Source organism: Ensifer sp. YR511 (assembly GCF_900103045.1).
Taxonomy (GTDB): Bacteria; Pseudomonadota; Alphaproteobacteria; order Rhizobiales; family Rhizobiaceae; genus Ensifer; species Ensifer adhaerens.
The window spans coordinates 11,612-34,006 of the sequence record NZ_FNGR01000015.1; the positions used below are offsets into that span (position 1 = coordinate 11,612).

Consider the following 22,395-nt stretch of genomic DNA (forward strand, 5'->3'; position numbering starts at 1 on the left):
CAATTGCGACATGCGCATGGCCCAAAACTAAAACGGCGGGCCGAAGCGGCCCGCCGTTCACATTTCAAAGTTCTACGCTGGCTTTTGCGCGCCCGGTTGACGCGCAGCGCCTCGGTCAGCCCTGGTGGCCGCGATTGCCGCCATTGCCCCGACGCTGGCCCTGGCCGCCTTCGCGACGCTCGCCACCGCCACGGTTTTCGTTGCGGCCGCCATGGTTGCGCTCACGACGGTCGCCCTGCTTCTGGCCGGGACGTCCGTGGTGCTTCTTGCCTTCGTGGTTGCGGTTGCCTTCGCCACGGCCGTCGGTCTGCGGATGGCCGTGATCACGGCGCTCCTGGCGCTGCGGGCGACGCTCGTCGCGCAAAAGGTCGTCGCCGGTGAAGCCGCTGGTCGCAGCAACCGGCTCGCCGGCCGGACGCTCACGGCGCGGCGGACGGCCGCCGTTCTGGTGGTGACCGCCGCCATTGCCCTTGCGGTGGCCGGCGCCGTTGTTGCCACGGCCGCCGCGGCCCTTGGCCGGACGCGCCTGGTCGGCGGGAGCCTCGCCGCTGGCAACGGCAATGTTGATGCCCATCAGCTTCTCGATGTCGCGCAGCAGGCGGATTTCGTCCGGCGCGCAGAAGGCGATGGCGATGCCGTCGCGGCCGGCGCGCGCGGTGCGGCCGATGCGGTGAACATAGGCATCCGGCACTTCCGGCAGGTCGTAGTTGTAGACGTGAGTAACGCCGGGGATGTCGATGCCGCGGGCGGCGACGTCGGTCGCGACCAGCACGCGGATCTCGCCGTCACGGAAGGCCTTGAGCGCGCGCTCGCGCTGGCCCTGGCTCTTGTTGCCGTGGATCGAGGCGGCCTTGAAGCCGACGTGGTCGAGATGCTTCATCAGCTTCTCGGCGCCATGCTTGGTGCGGCTGAAGATCAGCGACAGGCCGTCCGGGTTCTCTGTCAGCGTCTTCTTGAGGATGGTCGTCTTCAGGTCCTTGCCGGGAACGAAGTGAACATACTGTTCGACCTTGTCGGCAGCCTTGCCCGGAGGCGTGACTTCGACCTTGACCGGGTTGGTCAGGTACTCGCCAGCAAGCTCGGCGATCTGCTTCGGCATGGTGGCCGAGAAGAGCAGCGTCTGGCGGTTCTTCGGCACCAGCTTGGAGATCTTGCGCAGGTCGTGGATGAAGCCGAGGTCGAGCATCTGGTCGGCTTCGTCGAGAACCAGGTAGCGGCCCTGCGTCAGCGTCACGGCCTTGCGGGCAACGAGGTCGAGCAGGCGGCCGGGGGTTGCGACCAGGATGTCGACACCGCGGGCGAGCTGTTCGGTCTGCTTGTTGATCGAGACGCCGCCAACGACAACGCCGATCTTCAGCGGTGACTTCTTGACGAACAGCTTGAGGTTGGCGGCGATCTGGTTGACCAGTTCGCGGGTCGGCGCCAGAACCAGGGCGCGAATGTTGCGCGGATCGGGGCGCTTGCCTTCGGCAACGAGCTTCTCGATCATCGGCAGGCCGAAGGCGGCCGTCTTGCCGGTGCCGGTCTGGGCGAGACCGATGAGATCGTTGCCCTTCAGCACCAGCGGGATCGCCTGAGCCTGGATCGGGGTCGGCTTTTCGAAGCCGTTGGCAGTCAGGGTTTCCAGAATGTGCTCGGAGAGGCCGAGATCTTTAAAGGTGGACAAATGCATATACCTTTTGGGGGCGCCAAACGCATTCGCCGGAACCGCATTGTTGCTGTTCCGGTGTCGTTCGGCGTCAAGAACCCCGCGTGAATTGGGAACTTGTGGGTTGAATTAAGTCGTCAAGCGCCTGTGCTGTACCGCCTATCGCGGTGATATGTGCGCTATCCTTCTTCACGGCTTTCGATGTCTGCCGAGGGCGCGCTCACGCGGCGGCCGGAAGGTGACGCTGGGCACCATGTCGTTGGTTTGGACGAAAAAGTCAAGGTCCATCTTTTCGCAGGTGCGAAATGAGATCTACTCAAGCGCGAGATCGAAGCCCGCTTCTGCCGCTTCCTGGCCGTTGACGAGGATGACGATGCGATGCGCGCCCGGGTAATAGCGACGGGTCGTAATGGGCCGGATCGCATGGCGTTTCTCGATCTCGATCGAGCCGCCGGGGACAAGCGTCGCGGATGTCCACTTGAAGACTTTCGGCGAGGTCGCACCGTTTGCCTTGCGATGGTGCACGGCGTAGTCGATCATCACCTTCTGGCTCGTTTCGGCGTCATGGCTGACGGCGAGGCGCAGGCCGAGGCTTTCGCCAAGCACGATGTCCGAACGATCGAGCGAAAAGCGCGCATTGATGCCGGCCGGGGGAGCGAAACCGAAATTGCCGAGCGCGTCCGCGTGCCCCTGCTTCAATAGCGTGCGCGAGGCGTGGCGCAGAAGCTGGCGGCGCTCCGGCGATGCGTCGCCGATCTGTTCGGCGACGAAAGCAGCCACCAGATCCGGATGGTCCTTGGCGATGTCGTTGAGGCTGTTGGCAACCGAGCGGCGCACATACTCCTCGGGGTCGTCGAGAAGCGCGATCAGGATCGGCAGGATCGGCTGCGGATCGCGGATGAGCTGCGGCAGTCGCATCGCCCAGGGCAGGCGCGGGCGGGTGCCTTCGCTCGCCAGTCGCCGGACGTGATGGTTGGGATCCTTCGTCCAGTCCCGGATCGTCGCGAGGGCGCGCTCCTGGTCGCGATCGATGAAGATGCGGATGCCGAACTCGGCTGTGAAATGCGGCGTCAGCGCCCGCAGCAGCGACAGCGAAAGGTCGAAGTCGTCGAGGCCGCGCAAGGCGACGTACTGGCTGAAGGGCAGGAGCGACCAGCCGCTGATGCCGTCGGCGCCGTCGCGAGGAAGGCAGGCGTGGAGGTTGGCGGCCGCCTCCGGAAACGCCTTCGGCAGCGTCTCGACCAGCGCGTCGCGGATCTGCAGCGAGCGCTGCATCAGCTCCAGCGCCTCCAGCCCGTCACCCGCAAGCGCCACGAACCTCTTGCGGTCGAAACCGGCGGCGTTGCGTTCGAGCGCATCGGCGATGGCGATGACGACACCGGGGTGCAGCAGATTCTTCAGTGGTTCGGCCATCGCTCAGGCAGTCCTTTGCTCGTCCAATTCCGGGCCGGTCAGATCCTCTGGCCGCCGCTAAAATGCTGCACGAGCATTACCGCGCTGATCGTCGCTGCGTAAGGTGCGAACTCCGGATCGACCCGGACGCGCTCTCCGGCCGATTGCGCAGCCTCCAGTGTCTCCCATTCGACCAGGTCTGCGAACATGCCCGAGGTCTCGCAGGAATCGACCGCACGCCAGGAGACGAAGCCCGGATAGCGGGAAACGGCCTGCATCGCTCGCTGGCGCGTGGCTGTGGCCGCCGGCCTGTCGGTGACGATGCAGACGGCGAGTTCAAGGATGTGATCGCTGGTCATGATGAGGCTCCCTGTGAGTTGTCGCTTGATTTAACACAGGGCAACTGACAGCCTTATGGCCATTATCGACGGTGCCGTGCTTGTGGACACGCGAGGCGCGCGGTAGCCCTTTTGAACGAAGTCTTGCCGCGGGGAGGCCAGGCATGAGACCCGCCGACCGGCTGTTTCGCATCATCCAGCTCCTGCGCGCGAGCGGCCGGGTGATGACGGCGCGCGAGATCGCCGAGAAGATGGAGGTCGCCCAGCGCACCATCTATCGCGACATGGAGCACCTGATCGCCTCCGGCGCGCCGATCGACGGCGAACGCGGTGTCGGCTATCTCCTGCGCGGTGCGTTCGATGCGCCGCCGCTTGCCTTTACCTTCGAGCAGCTGGAAGCGCTCGCTTTCGGCGCCCGCGCCGTGCAGATGCTCGGCGACGGCAGGCTCGCCCAGGCGGCGCGCGAGGCGATGGAGAAGATCGCCCATGGTCTGCCGCCCGAACATCGGCAGCGGCTGACAGCCGCGCCCCTTCGCGCCTTCCGCTCTTCGCTCCAGCCGGAACCGCCGGCGCTGCTCGGCGAGATCCGCCTGGCGATCGCCGGTCGCCGCAAGCTTCGCCTGGCCTATGACAGCCTCAAGGACGAACATTCCGAGCGCACCATCTGGCCGCTCGGCCTCAGCGTCTTCGGCCACTTCTGGCTGCTGACGGGCTGGTGCGAACTGAGGTCGGATTTCCGCGATTTCCGGGTCGACAGGATCAGCACGCTTCATGTCCAGCGCGAGCGTTACGAGGTGACGCCGGAACGCAGCTTCGAAGCCTATATCGCGCGGATGTGACCGGCGCATCCGGCCAAATAATCAGCATCATCGCCACCTTCCGATGGAACCGGATCGCCGCTCGTTCGTTTCCTTTACAGGGTCTTCATGACCCTTCGCGATCCACACCTTTCACTGGGAGACAATCGTGCAGAACCGGACTTGGATACTGGCCGCGGATGGCAACACCGCGCGCATCGTCAAGGGCGTGAACCTGTTGAAGGAAGAGCGCCAGCGGCCGGAGGAGGAGACCTTTCACACCGAACCGAAGCGCGTTCAGGACATCATGGCCGACAAGCCGGGCCGGTCGCATTCGTCCGTCGGACACGGACGCTCGGCCATGGAATACAAGAGCGATCCCGTTCGCGAGGAGCAGCAGCGCTTTGTTGCGGACGTGGCCGGAAGGCTGGAGAGCTACGCCGCCAACCATGCCTTCGACAGCCTGGTGATTTGCGCAGCACCCCGGACGCTTGGCGATCTCCGCAAGCAGCTTTCCGCCCATGTCCGCGAGCGGACAGTCGCCGAGATCGACCGCAACTGCGTGGCTGCAACCACCGAGCAACTGATCGCAACGGCACGGGCCGCGGTGTTTCCTTAAGGCTCGGCCGCAGCCGGACTTCGTAACGCTTTCCGGTTTACCCAAGGCGTCCCGTCAGAAGTCGGTGGGGACGCCGCCCTCGGCCTTGCGCTTGGCGACAAAGGCATCGAGTTCCTCCTCGATCGCCGGATCGAGGGGCGGGCGCTCGTATTCGTTCAGCTTCTGTTTGAAGATCCGGTTGGCGTGATCGTATGTCGTCGGCCGCCCGGCTTCGGTCCAGGTCTCGAAGTTGCGCCAGTCCGACAGGATCGGTGAATAGAAGGCGGTCTCGTAGCGCTGCAGCGTGTGCAGCGTGCCGAAGTAATGGCCGCCCGGGCCGACGTCGCGCACGGCATCGAGGCCCAGCGCATCTTCGCTGACATCAAGCGGGGTCAGGTATTCCGCCACCATCTGCAACATGTCGACGTCGAGAATGAACTTCTCGAAGGAGGCCGTAAGCCCACCTTCGGTCCAGCCGGCGGCATGCATGACGAAATTGCCGCCCCCTTGCGTCAGCGCCCAGAGCGACATGGCGGATTCGTAGGCCGCTTGAGCGTCCAGCGTATTGGCGGCGTTGGTGTTCGAGGTGCGGTAGGGGATGTTGTAGCGGCGGGCGAGCTGGCCCCCGGCGACCACCGCCTTCATGTATTCCGGCGTGCCGAAGGCGGGCGCTCCGGTCTTCATGTCGACGTTGGAGGTGAAGCCGCCATACATTACAGGTGCGCCGCGCCTGACCATCTGGGTGAAGGCGATGCCGCAGAGCGCTTCGGCGTTCTGCTGGACGAGCGCACCGGCGATCGTCACCGGCGCCATGGCGCCGGCGAGCGTGAAGGGCGTGACCACCACCACCTGGTTGCGCGAGGACATCTCGATGATGCCCTGCAGCATCGGCCCGTCGAGCCGGAGCGGCGAGGAGGTGTTGATGATGGTGAAGAGCGACGGCTCGCGCTCCATCTGCTCCATCGTGATGCCACGGCCGATGCGGGCGATCTCGATGCCGTCGGTGTTGCGCTGCTTGCCCAGCGAATAGACGTGGAACACCTTGTCGGTGAGCTTCACCATGTCGGAGAGGCAATCGAGGTGGCGCACCGAGGCATGGATGTCGACCGGCTCGACCGGATAGCCGCCGGTCGTGTGGACGATGTCATAGGACTGCGCGAGCTTCACCAGCTTTCGGTAGTCTTCCTGGTTGCCGGTGCGGCGGCCGCCGTCCCGGTCTGCGACGAACGGCGCGCTGGCGATCTGGGCGAAGACGAGATTGTTGCCGCCGATCGCGACATTGCGGGCCGGGTTGCGGGCGTGCATGGTGAAGGCCGGAGGAACAGAGGCGATCATGTCCATGATCAGGCCGCGGTCGAAGCGCACCCGGTCGGTGCCGGGTGTCACGGCGGCGCCAGCCGCCTTCATCCGCTCGCGCGCCTCCGGCAGGATAACGTCCATGCCGATCTCTTCGAGGATCGTCAGCGATGCCTCATGCACAGATTCAAGTGCATCATCCGAAAGTACGGTGGATTTCGCCAGCGTATTGACAAGATTGAGGTATTTCCCGCCGGGAGACTTGCGCACACGCTCGGCGCTGCGCCCGCCCGGGCGGCGTCGGCGCTCCAGCGGGGTCGAGGCTGCGTCGCCGGTTGCTGCATCGGGAAACTGATCGTCGTTCATGAAAGACCCACCGTGTTGCCGATGGGGAGTGTGTCGCAGATTCGAGACGGCGATGGCCCGCCATTTGCGACAGTTCAGTTCTCTTGTGGAGTAAAACGCTTGCGCTGACGCATTTCTGCAGTCGGATGGCGCAACCGTTCAAGACAGGCCGCAATCGCGACGAGCGCTAGGCTCGGTCGCCCCGCAGCATCTCGCGTTTGCCGGCAAAACCCTTGCGCTTCTCGACGGCAAAGCCTGCGGCCTGCAAATTGCGTCGGACGAAACCGGCGGCGGCATAGGTGGCGAAGCTGCCGCCGGGCGTGGTCTTTTCGAAGACCAGCCGCATCAGTTCCTCCGACCACATGTCGGGATTGCGCGACGGCGCGAAGCCGTCGAGATACCAGGCTTCGAACGGGTCTTCCGCGCGGGCGACGCCGCCGAGTGCCGCGCCGCAGACGACCGTGAGGCTGACGCCGTCACCAAAGTCGATCTGGACATCACCATCAGGCTCGACCGGCCAGCGCGAGGCCAGCGCCTGGTGCTCCGTGTCGATCTCTGGCCAATGGCTGAGGGCGCGCGAAATCTCTTCGGCCGCCATCGGAAAGCGTTCGAAGGACACGAACTGCAGCTGATCGCCAGCGGCCGCGGTCATCTTCCACTGGCGCCACGTCTCGCAGAAATTGAGCCCGGTACCGAAGCCGAGTTCGCCGATGCGGAAGGTGCCCGCACCGACCCAACGATCGGGCAGGCCGTTGCCCGACAGGAAGACGTGGCCGCACTCCAGCCGCCCGTCGGTGCGGCAATAAAAGTGATCGCCAAACTCCCGGGAATAGGGCATATCGCCCTCGTGCCAATCAAGGTTCTGGTGCGCCGGGGGCTCGATCGGGTCTGCGGATCCTGTCATGGCCAAGGCGATAATCCGCCGGCCGGAGAAGGTCAATCGATGAGCGAGCTTTTGGTCGTCGGCGGCGGCATCATGGGGCTGTGGGCCGCCATTTGCGCCACGCGCAGGGGCATGGCCGTGCGGGTCGCCGAGCAACAAGCGATCGGCGCAGGCGCCAGCGGTGGCCTTTTGGGCGCGCTCATGCCGCATATGCCGGATCGCTGGAACGATAAGAAACAGTTCCAATTCGACGCGCTTGTGACGCTCGAGGAAGAGATAGCGGCGCTCGAGGCGGAGACAGGGCTTTCGACCGGCTATCGGCGGACGGGTCGTTTGATCCCGCTTGCCAAGCCTCACCTGCGCGATATCGCCCTCCGGCACGAGCAGGATGCACGGAGCCATTGGCGCGCGGCCGACAGGCAGTTCCACTGGCACGTGAAGGACGACGGGCCTGAGGGCTGGCCGGGTGCTGCCGCGGCGGCGCATGGCATGGTCTTCGACACGCTCGCCGCACGGGTTTCGCCGCGTCGCATGCTTGCTGCGCTCCGCACAGCGCTCCTGCAGGCACCGAACGCCTATTTAGACGAGGGCAGGGGCGTGCGCCGGATCGAGCCGGAACGCGGCCGGGCCGAACTCGACGATGGCACCCGGATCGATTTCGAGCATTGCATCATCGCGGCCGGCGTCGGCAGTTTTCAACTGATCGACGACACGTCGGTGCCGCTGGCGGAAACGAGCGGCACGGCTGTCAAGGGGCAGGCGGCACTGCTGCGGGCGGAGATCGATCCGGCGCTTCCGGTGATCTTTGCCGACGGCGTCTACATTATTGCCCATGACGACGGCCATGTGGCGGTCGGCAGCACCAGCGAAAACAGTTTTGCCGATCCCCTGTCGACGGACGAGCAGCTGGATGAGCTGCTTCGGCGCGCCGTAGCGCTCGCGCCGCGCCTGGCGGGTGCCGAGGTGGTGGAGCGATGGGCAGGGTTGCGCCCGAAAGCGACGGGGCGCGAGCCGATGGCAGGCCGGCATCCGGACCATCCGAACGTCTCGGTCCTGACCGGCGGGTTCAAGGTGAGCTTCGGCATCGCACACCGCCTGGCGCGTTTCGTCGTCGAAGAGATCGCCGGTTCTCCGGCGATCGATATTCCCGATTCTTTCTTCTGCCGGAATCACATAGCCGCACTTCGCGAGAAACATCTTTAGGGCCGGACATGCGAAGGGCCCCGCCCGCGGCGGGACCCGAAAGATCGAAAGTCAGGCATTACATCCAGTAGGGCGGCACGCCGTAGTAGTCGTAGACACGGCGTCCGTTTTCCGCGTTCCAGTCGTATTCTTCGGTGCCGTGATATTTAGGCGCGTTTTCGACCTGATCGCGAGTCACATCAGTGCGATAGCCGCCGAGCTTCTCGTCATAGGTCAGCTTTGCCCAAGGCAATGGATAGTGGTCTTCGCCGAGGCCGAGAAAACCGCCGAAGCCGAGCACCGCATAGGCGACGCGCCCGCTGCGCTTCTCGATGATCACGCGCTCGATCGAGCCGATGTGTTTGTCGTCGGGGCCATAGACCCTCGTGCCTTCAACCTTGTCGCTTGCGATCAGGTCGTGGGTCTCCTTGATCCGGGCGTCCTGAAGGTTCGCATTGTGATAGGTCACGCTTCTTCTCCATCCTTGTTTTCCTACCTTTTAGGAACGGGCGATGGGCCGGATGGTTCCGAAAAACGAGGGGTGACGTTCGCACCGCTGCCGCGCTCATCCCCGGCCGACTTCGTCAATCTGTCACGCAAATCACCTAAGACGCGGCCATTGGACAAGTCGGGGTGAGGGCGGAAAACCGCAGCTATTGCTCATCCTGCGCTGACGGATACCCGGAGCCAGCCGATGCGCTATGCCATTTGTTTTACGCCGCCGATGGCCGACCCGCTTTCCGCGACCGCTGCAAGCTGGCTGGGGCGCAATGTCTATTCCGGGGAACCTGCCGAATTGCCGTCGGTCGCTGGCTTGAGCGCCGCGGATGTCGCCTATCACACGGCGGTTCCGCGACGCTTCGGCTTTCATGCGGTGATGATGTCGCCGTTCCGTCTGCATCCGGACATGACGGAACCGAAGCTTCTGAAGGCGCTGATGCATTTTGCCGGCGCCCAGACTCCGTTCGAAATCGATCGCCTGGAGGTCGCCCGCATCGGCCGATGCTTCGGGCTGATGCCGCAGGTGCCGAGCACGGCCATGCATCTGCTTGCGGCCAACGTCGTCCAGGAGTTCGACGCCTTCCGCGCGCCGCTCAGCGAAGATGAGATCGAGCGCTCCGATCCGGACAGGCTGACCGCCCCACAGTTCTCCAACCTGCACCGTTGGGGCGATCCGCATGTGATGGACGAATACCGTTTCCACATGATGCTGACCGGTCCGCTTGCGCCAGACGCGATGCGGCGGGTCGAGGCGCCGCTCCGTGACCTGTTCGAGTCCTGCCTATCAAAACCGCTTTCGATCGGCAGCCTTGCGCTGTTTGTCGAGCAGGAGACGGGCGCACCCATGCGGGTGCATTCACAGCACCCGCTCGGCAAGATCTCGACGAACACGCGCGCAGAGCGGGCGAAGCGGGCCGCCGCCGATCCGTCGCTGGCGCCGCAAGGCGCGGTCCGGCCGCTGCCGCTGATCGTCGCTGCGCTGATGGCGCAGCGCTAATCGGAAACGGACGCGGGCGAAGCTGCAAAGAGCAGCGCTTTCGGATAGGGCAGGCCGAGGTCCGGCATGTCCGCTGGCGCGAAGTAGCGCAGCGACTTCGTTTCGCCATCGTTGATCGGCTGCTGGGAACCGACGATCCGGCATCGATAGAGGGTAACCACATATTCGACGTGGTCGCCGTTCGGGTAGGTGTAGCGAAACGCTTCTCCGCCGAAGACGCCCAGTATCCGCTCGACCGAGACCGGATAGCCGGTTTCCTCCATGACCTCGCGGATGACCGCATCGACAGGCGTCTCGCCCGGCTCGATCGCGCCGGCCGGCAGGCTCCAGCCTTCGCCACTTGCTTTCTCCTGCAAGAGGACCCGGCCATCGGAATCGACAATGACGGCCGCCACTGACGGGCAGAGAAGCAGGCCGGAACCGACTTTTTCGCGGAGCGCTTGAATGTAGGATTTCATCTCGATGAGGGCCGTTGTCCTTGCCGATCCATTCAACGCTGTTTCGAAAAATCTCTCAACCTCGGGCTCAGCCGAATTTTTCTGGTAATTTCCGTCCGGGCCGTGGCGCTGCCGCTGCCCTGCCTCACGTCATTTCGGTATCGACAATCCGGTCGGCGGTGATACCGTTCCTAAAAATTCGAAGGGTGATTTGATGTCTGAGACTAAGTATCCGCGCGACCTCGTTGGCTACGGCCGCAATCCGCCGAAGGCAAACTGGCCGGGCGATGCGCGCATCGCCGTGCAGTTCGTGCTGAACTACGAAGAGGGCGGCGAAAGCTGCATTCTCGATGGCGACCCAGCGTCCGAGTGCCTGCTGTCGGAAATTGTCGGCGCGCAGCCGTGGGCTGGCCAGCGTAACCTCAACATGGAATCGATCTACGAATACGGTGCCCGTTCCGGCTTCTGGCGGCTGTGGCGCATGTTCACCAGCCGCAACGTCCCGCTGACCGTCTATGGCGTGACGCAGGCCATGGCGCGCAATCCGGAAGCGGTCGCTGCCATGAAGGAAGCCGGCTGGGAAATCGCCAGCCACGGTCTGCGCTGGCTGGAATACAAGGACGTGCCGGAAGAGGTCGAACGCGAGCATATCCGCGAGGTCGTCCGCCTGCACACGGAGCTCACCGGCGAGCGGCCGCTCGGCATCTACCAGGGCAAGCCTTCGGCCAATACGCTGAAGCTGGTGCTGGAGGAAGGCGGGTTCCTTTACTCCTGCGACAGCTACGCCGACGAACTGCCCTACTGGGTGCCGGGTCTTTCGGCCGACAAGCCGCACCTGATCATTCCCTATACGCTTGATGCCAACGACATGCGCTTTGCGACGCCGCAGGGCTTCAACAGCGGCGACCAGTTCTTCAGCTACCTCAAGGACACATTCGACGTGCTCTACGAGGAAGGTCGCCAGGGCGACGCCAAGATGATGAATATCGGCCTTCACTGCCGTCTCGTCGGCCGCCCGGGCCGCGCTGCTGCGCTCGCTCGCTTCATCGACTACGTCATGTCGCACGACAAGGTCTGGGTGCCGCGTCGCATTGACATCGCCAACCATTGGTACCAGCACCACAAGCCGGAAGGGGCGCTCTGATGACCGACCGTGATGCCTTCGTTGCCCGTTTCGGTGGCGTGTTCGAGCACTCGCCCTGGGTTGCCGAACGCGCCTACGACCGAGCCGCGGCGACCGGGCTGACGGCGGGCACGGTGCATTCGGCGCTCTGCCAGGCCTTTCGCACGGCGCTGCCGCGCGAGAAGATGCAGGTGCTGCGCGCGCACCCCGATCTTGCCGGCAAGCTGGCGATCGCCGGTAAGCTGACGGCGGACTCGACGGCAGAGCAGGCGTCTGCCGGCCTCGACCGACTGACACCAGAGGAGCATGAGCGCTTCACCGCGCTCAACGACGCCTACACGAAAAAATTCGGCTTCCCCTTCATCATCGCGGTGAAGGGGCTGACCAAGGGGCAAATTCTTGCCTCCTTCCAAAGCCGCATTGACAATTCGCCCGAAGAGGAATTTGAAACCGCTTGCGCACAGGTCGAGAAAATCGCCCGCCTGCGCCTGCAGTCGATGATTCCTGGAGACGAAAATGCCTGACAAAACCGTTCGATGCCTGTCCCCGCTCATGAGGAGGGCCCTCGAACTGGATCGGACATCCGCAAGCGCAAAATCGTCTTGCGAGGTCTCCGCATAATGTCGCGCCTGCTCAAAATCGAACCGCTGACACGCGAGGCCTTCGCTCCCTTCGGCACCATCATCGAAGCCGATCCCGCAACGATGCGCCACATCAACGGCGGCAACACGGAACGTTTCCACGGTCTTGCGCGTGCCGATGTCGTCGGCGACGGCGCCAATGTCATCATCAACATCTTCCGCGGCCAGCCGCGGTCTTTCCCCTATTCGGTGACGATGATGGAGCGCCACCCGTTCGGCAGCCAGAGCTTTTCGCCGCTCGATGACCGCCCATGGCTCGTCGTGGTGGCGGACGACGAGGACGGGCGCCCGGGCACGCCGCGCGTTTTCCAGGCGAACGGCCGGCAGGGCGTCAACTACGGCCGCAATATCTGGCACCACCCGCTGATGTCCGTCGGCGCCGTCAGCGATTTCCTCATCGTCGACCGCGAAGGGCCGGGCAACAATCTCGAGGAGTTCTTCTATGACGAGCCTTTCGTCATAGACAGCGCGATCTAGCAGGACGTGCGCGCGGCTTCTGACAGCATCCCGCGCCAATGTGTGAGAAGAGAGAAGCCATGAGCAGTACCGGCCGCCTGACCACCCATGTTCTCGATACCGCTCTCGGCAAACCGGCCGAGGGTCTGCGCATCGACCTCTACTGGCTGGAGGGGGAAGAGCGGCAGCTGATCCGCACCGTACATACCAACAGCGACGGCCGCGTCGACGGCCCGATGGTCGAAGGCATCGGCTTCATGGCCGGCAATTACGAGCTGGTGTTCCATGCCGGCGACTATCTGCGCCGGTCCGGCGTTACACTGCCGGAGCCGGCCTTCCTCGACCGCATCCCCTTGCGCTTCGGCATCGCCGATCCGGCGAGCCATTATCACGTGCCGCTGCTTCTCTCGCCCTACGGCTATTCGACCTACCGGGGTAGTTGAGGCTTAGGAGGCTTGCGCTCGCTTCGCGTTTTGCCGGAAGGGTCACTCCAAGCTCCCTCATCCTCGCCCTTGTGGCGGGGATCCAGCGGCCCGACGTCCGTCGGGTCAAAAGACCTTTCAGCCCAAGGACTTGTGCTGGTCCCGCAGTTCCAACGGAACTGCTAGAGATTCCTGTGACAAGCACAGGAATGAGGGCGGGAGTGGCTGGTGCCGCGGCCTATTCCGCCAGAATGCTACGATCCACGTCGTTGATATCGCGCTTGCCGCAGAGGGCCATGGTGATGTCCATCTCCTTGCGGATGATTTCCAGCGTCTTGGTGACGCCCTCCTTGCCCATGGCGCCGAGGCCGTAGAGGAAGGGGCGGCCGATATAGGTGCCCTTGGCGCCCATGGCGACGGCCTTCAGCACGTCCTGGCCGGAGCGGATACCGCCATCGATATGCACCTCGATCTGGTGGCCGACCGCATCGACGATGCGCGGCAGCATGCTGATCGAGGAATGGGCGCCGTCGAGCTGGCGGCCGCCGTGGTTGGAGACGATGATCGCGTCGGCACCGGTCGCCGCTGCCATCTTGGCGTCCTCGGGGTCGAGAATTCCCTTGAGGATCAGCGGTCCGCCCCAGCGCTCCTTGATCCAGGCGACATCCTTCCACGAGAGCTGCGGGTCGAACTGTTCCGCCGTCCAGGCGCCGAGCGACGAGAGGTCGGTGACGCTTTTCGCATGGCCGACGATGTTGCGGAAGGTGCGGCGTTTGGTGCCGAGCATCTTCATGCACCAGCCAGGGCGCGTCGCCATCTGCCAGAGGTGCTTCGGCGTCATCTTCGGCGGTGCCGAGAGGCCGTTGCGAAGATCCTTGTGACGCTGGCCGAGGATCTGCAGGTCGAGCGTCAGCACCAGCGCCGAGCACTTCGCCGCCTTGGCCCGGTCGATCAGGTTCAGCACGAATTCGCGTTCGCGCATGACATAGAGCTGGAACCAGAAGGGTTTGGTGGTAACCGAGGCGACGTCCTCGATCGAGCAGATGCTCATGGTCGAGAGCGTGAAGGGCACGCCGAAGGCTTCCGCCGCCTGGGCTGCCAGCATCTCGCCGTCGGCGTGCTGCATGCCGGTGAGGCCGGTCGGGGCGAGTGCCACCGGCATCGACACCTTCTGGCCGATCATCGTCGTTTCCAGCGACCGGTCGGTCATATCCACCAGCACGCGCTGGCGCAGCTTCACTTTGGCGAAATCCTCCTCGTTTGCGCGATAGGTGCCTTCGGTCCAGGCGCCGCTGTCGGCGTAGTCGAAGAAGAGTTTCGGCACCCGGCGCTTGGCGAGCGCCTTGAGATCGCTGATTTCGAGGATTTGCGTCATGGATAAGGCCTTCGTCCAACGGAGATTGAACGAGCCATTACCATGTTTGGCAGAGGCTTGTTAATAGCCAGAACGCAGAGAGGTCAATTTTCTTGACCTCTCTGCTTTTGGTCGGTCATGCGGCGGCAAGCGCCGATTTTGCCGGCTTGCCGGCGACATAGGTTTCGACGATCGACCGGTCGTCGCCCATGGTCTGCAGCAGGAAGAGTTCGTCTGCCAGAGAGTTGACCACTTCGGCCCGAAGCGCCATCGCCGGCGTCGCGGCCATGTCGAGCACGATGAAGTCGGCGTCGGTGCCGGCTTCCAAGGTTCCGATCTTGTCGACCAGCGATAGCGCCTCGGCATTGCCGCGGGTCATCATGAAGAAGCTGTCGAACGGGTTCAGCCGCTCGCCCTGCAGCTGCAGGATCTTGTAGGCCTCGTCGAGCGTCTTCAGCATGGAATAGCTGGTACCGCCGCCGATGTCGGAGGCGACCGAGGTGCGCACCGGCTTTTCGCGGCGGCTGAGCGCGCGCAGCGGGAAGAGGCCAGAACCGAGAAAAAGATTGGAGGTCGGGCAGAAAACGGCGACCGAGCAGGTCTCGCTCATGACATCCGCCTCGCGCTCAGACAGATGGATGCAGTGGCCGAACAGGCTCTTCGGTCCGAGCAGGCCGTAGCGGGCGTAGACGTCTGTGTAGTCCTTGGCTTCCGGATAGAGTTCGCAGGTAAAGGCGATCTCGTCGCGGTTTTCCGAAAGGTGCGTCTGGAGGTGCAGGTCGGGGAATTCGTGCACCAGCGACTTCGCGACGTCCATCTGCTCCGGCGTTGAGGTGATGGCGAAGCGCGGGGTGATCGCCACATGATTGCGGCCCTTGCCGTGCCATTCGCGGATGACCGCGCGGGTTTCGTCGTAGCTCATCTGCGGCGTGTCGAGCAGGCCTTGCGGGGCGTTGCGGTCCATCATCACCTTGCCGGCGACCATGCGCATGTCGCGGCGCAGCGCCTCGGCGAAGAAGGCATCGGCCGACGCCTTGTGAACCGAGCAATAGGCGGTTGCTGTTGTCGTGCCATAGCGCACCATCTCATCGAAGAAGCGCGTCGCGATGCGCTCCGCATGGGCGGTCTCGACGAAGCGGCACTCCTCGGGGAAGGTGTAGGTGTTCAGCCATTCAAGCAAGTTGGCGGCATAGGAGGCCATGACCTGCATCTGCGGGAAATGCAGATGCGTGTCGATGAAGCCGGGCACGATCAGGTGTGGGCGATGGTCCACTTCCGCGACGCCGTCAGGCGCGCTTGCCTTGACCGCAGCATAGGAGCCGCTCGCGGCGATCTGTCCCCCCTCAATCAGAAGCGCACCGTCGCTCTCGTAGCTGTAGGCGGCGCTGTCGTCGATCGACGATGGCGCGCGGTTGAAGCTCAGCAATCGGCCGCGGATGAGGGTGGTCGTCATTGTGTCTTGCCTTCCTCGACGGCGCTTTCGAACCAGGCTGTCAGAAGCTGGCGCTCGTCCGTCGTCATGTCTGTCACGTTGCCGGGCGGCATCGCATGGCTGCGCCCGGCCTGGATATAGATTTCGCGGGCATGGGCGGCAATCTCCGCGTCGCTTTCGAGCATCACGCCCTTCGGCGCCTGGGTGATACCCTCATAAACCGGTTCTGCCGCATGGCACATGGAACAGCGTGTCGAGACCGTGTCCTTGACTGCAGGGAAGTGGGCATTGGCGGCGAAGCGGCTGAAGGCGGGCGCAACCTCGGCCTTTTCGCCGCCGGTCAGCACCTTCGGCACGGTCGAAAGCCACATGATCAGGATGAAGAGGAGGGCGGTGACGAGCCAGGTCCAGGTCGGCCGGCCCTTGCGGGCGTGGGTGGTGTTGAACCAGTGGCGGATGGTGACGCCCATCAGGAAGACGAGTGCGGCGATGATCCAGTTGAACGCGGTGGCAAACGCAAGCGGATAGTGGTTCGACAGCATGAAGAAGATGACGGGCAGCGTCAGGTAGTTGTTGTGCAGCGAGCGCTGCTTGGCCTGCGCGCCGAGTTTCGGATCCGGCGTGCGGCCGGCGATCAGGTCGGCGACGACGATCTTCTGGTTGGGGATGATGATGAAGAAGACGTTGGCCGACATGATCGTCGCGGTGAAAGCGCCGAGATGCAGGAAGGCGGCGCGGCCGGTGAAGACCTGCGTATAGCCCCAGGCCATGACGACCAGCGCCACATAGAGCAGTGCCATCAACCCCCAGGTGTTCCTGCCGATCGGCGACTTGCAGAGCAGATCGTAAAACAGCCAGCCGATGCCGAGCGAGGCGAGCGAAATCAGGATCGCCGTGGTCGCCGAGATGTCGAGCACGTGGCGGTCGATCAGGAACAGATCGGCGCCGCCATAGTAGACGACACAGAGCATGGCGAAGCCAGAAAGCCACGTCACGTAGGATTCCCATTTGAACCAGGTGAGATGCTCGGGCATCGAGGCCGGTGCGACCAGGTATTTCTGGATGTGATAGAAACCGCCGCCATGGACCTGCCATTCCTCGCCATAGGCGCCGACGGGCAGGTGATCGCGCTTCACGAGACCCAGGTCGAGCGCGATGAAATAGAAGGATGAGCCGATCCAGGCGATGGCGGTGATGACGTGCAACCAGCGCACGGCAAAGGCCAGCCATTCCCAGGCGATGGCGAACTCGTACATTCAGATCCCCTTTGTCTCCGTTGCCTCACTTTGCGCATAAACCACGGAGGGGAAAAGGGGCTTCGACGCTCCTCAAGCGCTATTTGCTTGCAGGAAGTTCGGCGCGCAAAGTTCGCCGAGGATCCAGTCGCGGAAAATCCTGATCTTGGGTGTGTTGCGGCGGGCGTGCGGATAGGCGAGCCAATAATCGCAGCCGTCGCTGCAGCGCAGCTCGAAGGGCTGGTAGAGCCGACCGAGCGCCACGTCATCGGGGTAGAATTCCGGCGTCAGGATCGCCACGCCCTGGCCAGCGATGGCGGCGCGCGCCTCGAAGGATTGCGCGCCGAGGCGGCTGTGCGGCCGTCCTTCGAGATCGGGATCCTTGACGCCGGCGGCCTTGAACCACATCGGCCACCAGGGGTCACCGGGATCGATGATGCGCAGCTTCAGCAGGTCGCGCGGCTCGTGCACGCCGCCAATGGTCTCGGCAAGCGCCGGGCTCAGCATCGGGCTGAATTCCACCCGCATCAGCGGATGTGTGTCGAGGCCGGGCCAGACGCCGGCACCCGAGCGGATGGCAAGGTCGGCCGGCTCGCGGGTAAAATCGGTGAGCGAGTCGCTGGTCGTCAGCCGAACGGCGATGTTCGGATGGGCGAGCTGGAAGCTGCCGATGTTGCGGGCAAGCCATTGCGAGGCGAAGGTCGGCGTCGAGCTGATCAGGAGCGCGCTGTCGATATCGCCACGGGCATTCGAAACCGCTTCCTGCAGCATCTCGAAGGCTTCGGTGACGCGCGGCGCCATGCGCTGGCCGACTTCTGTCAGCGAGATCTGGCGCGGGCGGCGCAGGAACAGCGGCTCGCCGACATTCTCCTCGATCAACTTGACCTGGTAGCTGACGGCCGTCTGGGTCATGCCCAGCTCTTCACCGGCCTTGGTGAAGCTGCCGAGCCTTGCGACCGCCTCGAAGACCCGCAGCGCATTCAGCGGAAACTGCTTCGACATCTTCATGGATAAGTTCTCTTGATGCATCCAGACGGATGTTCGATTGGATTTCGATCCTCCTCCACGGCATCCTTCAAGTCAACTTCCCAAGACGAAACAGGTGCTGAAATGACTTGCGACACTTACGAACGTACTGAAAGAAAAGCATTTCTTTCATTCGAGCCGGTCGCCCGGCTCACAGCCGCCCTGTTCGGCGGCCTTGTTGCCCCCAAGCCGATGCTCGATGTCAACGCGCTCTCCGATCATATCAAGAGAGACATGGGTTTCATGGATGTCCATAGCCCGCACCGCGACGACGAGGAGGCGATGGCCAACGCTCGCCGCCTGTTCAGCATCAATGAACTGCCGCGGATCTGAGGCAAATCGTGATGGCCGTCAGCGATTGCGCAGACGCTCGACGGCCATCAGCACACGCTCCGGTGTTGCCGGCGCATCGAGCCGCGGGCACTCGCGGTAGTCGGCGACACTCGCCACCGCCATCGACAGGGCTTCCAGAACCGAGATCGGCAGCATGAAGGGCGGCTCTCCCACCGCCTTGGAGCGGCCAATGGTCTTCTCGGCGTTGCTCGACCATTCGGCAAGCTTGACGTTGAAGATCTTCGGCCGGTCGGAGGCAAGCGGGATCTTGTAGGTGGAGGGGGCGTGCGTGCGAAGCCGTCCCTGGTCGTCCCACCAGAGCTCTTCCGTCGTCAGCCAGCCCATCCCTTGCACGAAGCCGCCCTCTATCTGACCGAGGTCGATCGCCGGATTGAGCGAACGGCCGACGTCGTGCAGCACGTCGACCCGGTCGACCATGTATTCGCCGGTCAGCGTGTCGATCGAAACCTCCGAAACCGCAGCGCCATAGGCGAAGTAATAGAAGGGTGTGCCGCGGCCGCTGGCGCGATCCCAGTGGATTTTCGGCGTCTTGTAGTAGCCGGCGGCCGAAAGCTGGATACGGCCCATATAGGCCTGCTTGATGAATTCAGGGAAGGGGATCAGCTCTTCGCCGATCTTTACGTGGTTGGCGACGAAGCTGACATTCTCGGGCGTCGTCTGCCAGCGCTCGCAGGCGAAACCGACGAGACGGTCCTTGATCTGGCGCGCGGCGTCGAAGGCGGCCATGCCGTTCAAGTCAGAGCCCGAAGAGGCGGCGGTCGCCGACGTGTTCGGCACCTTGCCGGTCGTCGTCGCTGTGATGCGAACGCGGTCGAGGTCGACCTGGAAGCTGTCGGCGATCACCTGCGCGACCTTGATGTAGAGGCCCTGGCCCATCTCGGTGCCGCCGTGGTTGAGGTGGATCGAGCCGTCCTGGTAGATATGCACAAGCGCGCCCGCCTGGTTGAAGGCGGTCATGGTGAAGGAGATGCCGAACTTCACCGGCGTCAGCGCGATGCCCTTGCGGATGACGCGGCTTTCCCGATTGAACGCGAGGATCGTCTGACGGCGCGCCTGATAGTCGGCGCTTTCTTCCAGCTCCGCGACGATCTGCGCGATGATGTTGTCTTCGACCTGCTGATGGTAGGGCGTGACATCGCGGCCGGAGCCCTTGTCGCCATAGAAATTCAGCTTGCGGATTTCGAGCGGATCCTTGCCGAGCTGGTAGGCGATTTCCTCGATGATGCGCTCGCCGCCGACCATGCCCTGGGGGCCGCCGAAGCCACGATAAGCGGTGTTGGAGACGGTGTTGGTCTTCAGCGGCTGTGAGGTGAGCTTCACATGCGGATAGAAATAGGAGCTGTCCGCATGGAACAGCGCACGGTCTGTGACCGGGCCGGAGAGGTCCGAAGAGTAGCCGCAGCGCGCCGCGTAGTTGGCATGGACCGCATGGATGCGGCCCTCGTCGTCGAAGCCGACGTCGTAATCGACGAGGAAGTCGTGGCGCTTGCCGGTTGCCGTCATGTCCTCGTCGCGATCCGGGCGGAACTTGACGGCGCGGTTGAGCTTCTTCGCCGCGACCGCGGCAAGGGCTGCGAACTGGTTTCCTTGCGTTTCCTTGCCGCCGAAGCCACCACCCATGCGGCGCACGTTCACGGTCACCGCATTGGAGGGCACGCCGAGCACGTGCGAGACCATGTGCTGGATCTCGCTCGGATGCTGGGTCGAGGACCAGACGGTGACCTCGTCGTCCTCGCCGGGAATAGCAAGGGCGATATGGCCTTCGAGGTAGAAATGCTCCTGTCCGCCGATGCGCATGCTGCCTTTGAGCCGCCGTGGCGCCTTTTCCAGCTCCACCTCGGCATCGCCGCGCTGCAGGGTGAGCGGCTGGGTGACCAACTGCCCGCCATGGGCGACGGCATCGAGAATGTCGGTGAAATGCGGCAGGTCGCGATAGGTGATCTTGGCGAGCCTTGCCGCCCGACGGGCGATGTCACGGGTTTCTGCAATCACGGCGAAGGCCGGCTGGCCATGAAACTGCACGAGGCCATCGGCAAGCACCGGCTCGTCATGCAGGTGGCTCGGGCTGATGTCGTTGGAATGCGGCATGTCCTTGGCGGTCAGCACCAGCATGACACCGGGCACGGCGGCGACGGCCGAAAGGTCCATGGCGGTGATTTCCGCATGCGCCCGGTCGGTCATGCCAAGCGCGCCATGCAGCGTGCCCGCCGGCTCGGGCATGTCGTCGATGTAGTCGGCGGTGCCGGAGACATGCTTGTGGGCGCTGTCGTGACGCTGGGAAACATGCATCTCGCCGCGGATCGTCTTGCGTTCCTCGAAGGTGGATTTGTCCATGATTATCGGCCTCCCGCAGCAAAGCGAACCAGTTGCGCCGGCTCGCCGCCGCTTTCCAGGAAGAAACGCATCAGAAGGTTCTTCGCCGCAAGCGTGCGGTAGTCGCTCGTTGCCCGCCAGTCGGTGAGCGGCTGGTAGTCGGTCTCGAAGGCGGCTTGCGCGGCGCGGACCGTTTCCTCGGTCCATGGCTTGCCGATCAGCGCCGCCTCGACGTTGCTGGCGCGCTTGGGCGTCGCGGCCATGCCGCCGAAGGCGATGCGGGCGGAGCGGACGATGCCGCCATCCACCGATAGACGGAACGCGCCAAGCAGCGCGGAGATATCTTCGTCGCGGCGCTTGGAGATCTTGTAGGCGGCAAAGAGATCGCCCGCCGGCAGGCGCGGCACGAAGATGCTTTCGACGAATTCGCCGGGTTGGCGATCCTGCTTGCCATAAGCGATGAAGAAGTCTTCGAGCGGTAGTGTCCGCTGGCCCGCGCTCGAGCGCAGCGTCACCGTCGCGCCAAGCACGATCAGGGGCGGCGGACTGTCGCCGATCGGTGAGCCGTTAGCGATATTGCCGCCGATCGTGCCCATGTTGCGCACCTGTTCGCCGCCGATGCGGTTGATCAGCGGACCGAGCCCGAGAAACGTCTTGGCGAGGGCGGCATAGGCCATGGTGTAGCTGACGCCGGCGCCGATAATCAGACCGTCCGCGGTTTCCTCGATCTGCTGCAATTCGGTGATGCCGTTGATGAAGATCACCGGGTTGATCGCCCGCATCTGCTTCGTCACCCAGAGGCCGACATCGGTGGAGCCGGCAACGACCGTCCCCCCGGGATGGTCGGCGAGCGCTTCCGCCAGGCCACTGCCGTCGGCCGGCACGATCAGACAATTTTCGCCCTGGCGGAGTGTGATCGTTTCCGTCGGTGCCAGCGCCTTCAGCCTGATGGTGATCGTTTCCCGCTCCCTGGTGATCGGATCGAAGATGTTGGAGGGGCGCGCCTCTGCCGCCGCTTCGGCCGCGCGCACGATCGGCTCATAACCGGTACAACGACAGAGATTGCCCTGCAGCGCCTTTTCGATATTGGCGCGGCTGGGGCTGTCGTTGCCAAGCCAGAGGCCATAGAGCGACATGACGAAGCCGGGCGTGCAGAAGCCGCATTGCGAGCCGTGAAAATCGACCATTGCCTGCTGCACCGGATGCAGCGTGCCATCCTGACCGGCGAGATGCTCGACGGTGACGACATGGGTTGCCTGCAGCGAGCCGAGGAAACGGATGCAGGCGTTGACGCTTTCATAGACGAGCCGGTCGCTGACCAGCCGCCCGACGAGCACGGTGCAGGCGCCGCAGTCGCCCTCCGCACAACCTTCCTTGGTGCCGGTCAGCCGGCGTTCCAGCCGCAGATAGTCGAGCAGCGTCGTTGTCGGTGCAATGTCGGAAAGAGCGACCTCGCGGTCGTTGAGGATGAAGCTGATTGAACCGGTCGGCTGGGGCATGCCATTCATTCCCTGCTGCTGCATACGTCCTGAAATCACTTTGATCTTAGGTGGTTATGCAGAAAAGCAAAGGGCTGAGCGGACTTTTGCACGCCATGCGGGCAGCGCGGGGGGCACCCGGTCCGC

At 63.9% G+C, this 22,395-nt stretch carries 22 protein-coding genes; 9 read left to right on the forward strand and 13 right to left on the reverse strand.

Annotated features, from left to right (window positions below):
- Positions 1-115: 115 nt before the first annotated feature.
- The 3 genes from BLU15_RS23060 to BLU15_RS23070 all read right to left on the reverse strand — a co-directional run bounded on the left by BLU15_RS23060 (position 116) and on the right by BLU15_RS23070 (position 3,399).
- Positions 116-1,666 carry a DEAD/DEAH box helicase gene (locus BLU15_RS23060; protein ID WP_090298528.1) on the reverse strand — a complete coding sequence of 517 codons (1,551 nt, stop codon included), beginning with the start codon at positions 1,664-1,666 and terminating at the stop codon, positions 116-118.
- Between the two features lie 294 nt (positions 1,667-1,960).
- Positions 1,961-3,061 carry a DNA alkylation repair protein gene (locus tag BLU15_RS23065; protein ID WP_090298356.1) on the reverse strand — a complete coding sequence of 367 codons (1,101 nt, stop codon included), beginning with the start codon at positions 3,059-3,061 and terminating at the stop codon, positions 1,961-1,963.
- Between the two features lie 38 nt (positions 3,062-3,099).
- Entirely contained in the window at positions 3,100-3,399 is a 300-nt protein-coding gene (locus tag BLU15_RS23070) for a hypothetical protein (RefSeq protein ID WP_034789021.1), read from the reverse strand.
- Positions 3,400-3,542: 143 nt separating this feature from the next.
- Here BLU15_RS23070 and BLU15_RS23075 point away from each other — a divergent pair, with 143 nt between their 5' ends.
- Both BLU15_RS23075 and BLU15_RS23080 read left to right on the forward strand, forming a co-directional pair.
- Complete coding sequence (locus BLU15_RS23075; RefSeq protein ID WP_090298358.1) at positions 3,543-4,217, forward strand: helix-turn-helix transcriptional regulator; 675 nt, start codon at positions 3,543-3,545, stop codon at positions 4,215-4,217.
- Positions 4,218-4,344: 127 nt separating this feature from the next.
- Positions 4,345-4,794 (forward strand): host attachment protein, encoded by a 450-nt coding sequence (locus BLU15_RS23080; protein WP_034789016.1) that lies wholly within the window; start codon positions 4,345-4,347, stop codon positions 4,792-4,794.
- Positions 4,795-4,848: 54 nt separating this feature from the next.
- Here BLU15_RS23080 and BLU15_RS23085 read toward each other — a convergent pair whose 3' ends face one another.
- The gene (locus tag BLU15_RS23085; protein ID WP_090298361.1) at positions 4,849-6,435 is read right to left on the reverse strand and encodes a trimethylamine methyltransferase family protein; all 1,587 of its coding nucleotides are present in this window, start codon (positions 6,433-6,435) and stop codon (positions 4,849-4,851) included.
- 166 nt (positions 6,436-6,601) lie between these two features.
- Positions 6,602-7,318, reverse strand: coding sequence for a tRNA (5-methylaminomethyl-2-thiouridine)(34)-methyltransferase MnmC2 (gene mnmD, locus BLU15_RS23090; protein WP_090298364.1), 717 nt, complete (start codon positions 7,316-7,318; stop codon positions 6,602-6,604).
- Positions 7,319-7,357: 39 nt separating this feature from the next.
- Between mnmD and BLU15_RS23095 the strand changes: the two genes are divergently transcribed.
- Positions 7,358-8,500 carry an NAD(P)/FAD-dependent oxidoreductase gene (locus tag BLU15_RS23095; RefSeq protein WP_090298367.1) on the forward strand — a complete coding sequence of 381 codons (1,143 nt, stop codon included), beginning with the start codon at positions 7,358-7,360 and terminating at the stop codon, positions 8,498-8,500.
- Positions 8,501-8,558: 58 nt separating this feature from the next.
- Here BLU15_RS23095 and BLU15_RS23100 read toward each other — a convergent pair whose 3' ends face one another.
- Entirely contained in the window at positions 8,559-8,948 is a 390-nt protein-coding gene (locus BLU15_RS23100; RefSeq protein WP_034789006.1) for a PRC-barrel domain-containing protein, read from the reverse strand.
- 225 nt (positions 8,949-9,173) lie between these two features.
- Here BLU15_RS23100 and BLU15_RS23105 point away from each other — a divergent pair, with 225 nt between their 5' ends.
- Positions 9,174-9,977 carry a DUF1045 domain-containing protein gene (locus tag BLU15_RS23105; protein WP_090298369.1) on the forward strand — a complete coding sequence of 268 codons (804 nt, stop codon included), beginning with the start codon at positions 9,174-9,176 and terminating at the stop codon, positions 9,975-9,977.
- Here the strand turns inward: BLU15_RS23105 and BLU15_RS23110 are convergent.
- Positions 9,974-10,435 (reverse strand): NUDIX domain-containing protein, encoded by a 462-nt coding sequence (locus tag BLU15_RS23110; protein WP_176960328.1) that lies wholly within the window; start codon positions 10,433-10,435, stop codon positions 9,974-9,976. The two genes, BLU15_RS23105 and BLU15_RS23110, sit on opposite strands and share 4 nt — an antisense overlap.
- A 193-nt stretch (positions 10,436-10,628) precedes the next feature.
- On the opposite strand from BLU15_RS23110, the gene puuE reads away from it, so the two are divergent.
- The 4 genes from puuE (at position 10,629) to uraH (ending at position 13,077) form a co-directional block, all read left to right on the forward strand.
- Positions 10,629-11,558, forward strand: a complete 930-nt coding sequence (gene puuE / locus BLU15_RS23115; RefSeq protein ID WP_034789000.1) for an allantoinase PuuE — start codon at positions 10,629-10,631, stop codon at positions 11,556-11,558.
- A complete protein-coding gene (gene uraD, locus BLU15_RS23120) occupies positions 11,558-12,061 on the forward strand; it encodes a 2-oxo-4-hydroxy-4-carboxy-5-ureidoimidazoline decarboxylase (protein ID WP_060518819.1) in 504 nt (167 codons plus the stop codon). The genes puuE and uraD overlap by 1 nt, the downstream gene beginning before the upstream one ends.
- 96 nt (positions 12,062-12,157) lie before the next feature.
- Positions 12,158-12,655 (forward strand): ureidoglycolate lyase, encoded by a 498-nt coding sequence (locus BLU15_RS23125; protein ID WP_090298371.1) that lies wholly within the window; start codon positions 12,158-12,160, stop codon positions 12,653-12,655.
- A 59-nt stretch (positions 12,656-12,714) separates the two neighbouring features.
- On the forward strand, positions 12,715-13,077 hold the full coding sequence (uraH, locus tag BLU15_RS23130) for a hydroxyisourate hydrolase (protein ID WP_043623670.1): 363 nt from the start codon (positions 12,715-12,717) through the stop codon (positions 13,075-13,077).
- A 217-nt stretch (positions 13,078-13,294) separates the two neighbouring features.
- Here uraH and BLU15_RS23135 read toward each other — a convergent pair whose 3' ends face one another.
- The 4 genes from BLU15_RS23135 to BLU15_RS23150 form a co-directional block, all read right to left on the reverse strand.
- Positions 13,295-14,431, reverse strand: coding sequence for an alpha-hydroxy acid oxidase (locus tag BLU15_RS23135; RefSeq protein WP_060518813.1), 1,137 nt, complete (start codon positions 14,429-14,431; stop codon positions 13,295-13,297).
- Positions 14,432-14,546: 115 nt separating this feature from the next.
- A complete protein-coding gene (gene guaD / locus BLU15_RS23140; protein WP_090298373.1) occupies positions 14,547-15,863 on the reverse strand; it encodes a guanine deaminase in 1,317 nt (438 codons plus the stop codon).
- Positions 15,860-17,098, reverse strand: a complete 1,239-nt coding sequence (gene puuD, locus BLU15_RS23145; protein ID WP_034788980.1) for a urate hydroxylase PuuD — start codon at positions 17,096-17,098, stop codon at positions 15,860-15,862. The genes guaD and puuD overlap by 4 nt, the downstream gene beginning before the upstream one ends.
- A 72-nt stretch (positions 17,099-17,170) precedes the next feature.
- Entirely contained in the window at positions 17,171-18,085 is a 915-nt protein-coding gene (locus BLU15_RS23150; RefSeq protein ID WP_034788978.1) for a LysR substrate-binding domain-containing protein, read from the reverse strand.
- Between the two features lie 102 nt (positions 18,086-18,187).
- Between BLU15_RS23150 and BLU15_RS23155 the strand changes: the two genes are divergently transcribed.
- The gene (locus tag BLU15_RS23155; protein ID WP_060518807.1) at positions 18,188-18,436 is read left to right on the forward strand and encodes a hypothetical protein; all 249 of its coding nucleotides are present in this window, start codon (positions 18,188-18,190) and stop codon (positions 18,434-18,436) included.
- Positions 18,437-18,454: 18 nt separating this feature from the next.
- Here the strand turns inward: BLU15_RS23155 and xdhB are convergent, their stop codons facing one another.
- Positions 18,455-20,791, reverse strand: a complete 2,337-nt coding sequence (gene xdhB / locus BLU15_RS23160; RefSeq protein WP_090298376.1) for a xanthine dehydrogenase molybdopterin binding subunit — start codon at positions 20,789-20,791, stop codon at positions 18,455-18,457.
- 2 nt (positions 20,792-20,793) lie between these two features.
- Complete coding sequence (xdhA, locus tag BLU15_RS23165; protein ID WP_090298534.1) at positions 20,794-22,269, reverse strand: xanthine dehydrogenase small subunit; 1,476 nt, start codon at positions 22,267-22,269, stop codon at positions 20,794-20,796.
- Between the last annotated feature and the right edge of the window lie 126 nt (positions 22,270-22,395).